A 436-nucleotide genomic window follows, 5' to 3' on the forward strand; every position below is an offset into this window, starting at 1 on the left:
TTACCGTCCTGGCTGGAAAGGATCTCTACGGTAGCACCCGCTTGCTCTAGGGTTTCCTTGTGGCCGGTCAGTTCTACCTGCTCGAAACCATCGGTTACAAGAATCGCGATGCGTTTACCATTGAGTGAGTTGGACATGGGGTCCTCCAGTCTCGTGCCTAGGGATGGCGCATTGCTGGCCTTTGTGGGGCCGAGCCTGCGTCGATTACATAGAGTCCGAAGCTGTCTATAAGCCAAAGTTCCGAGAAAATGAGCAACGAAGGTGATGGACCATTGCCTGATGAGGGGGCAGAATCCCGTTATGCCTTCGAGTAAAGACCTATGCCCCCAGAGCTAACATCCGAGCAGATCCAGCAAGCTTTGCCTGGGCCAATTGATCGTCAGTGGCGGTTTTCAATTGCTGAGCCTGCTGGCGGATCTGCGCCAGGGCGCTTTCC

1 pseudogene is annotated in these 436 nt (G+C 54.8%); it reads right to left on the minus strand.

What is annotated here, in order from left to right:
- Window positions 1–137 (minus strand): annotated as a pseudogene (locus EE949_RS22425) (protease); the annotation flags it as partial.
- Window positions 138–436: the final 299 nt, after the last annotated feature.

Source organism: Pseudomonas viridiflava (genome assembly GCF_900602065.1).
Taxonomy (GTDB): Bacteria; Pseudomonadota; Gammaproteobacteria; order Pseudomonadales; family Pseudomonadaceae; genus Aquipseudomonas.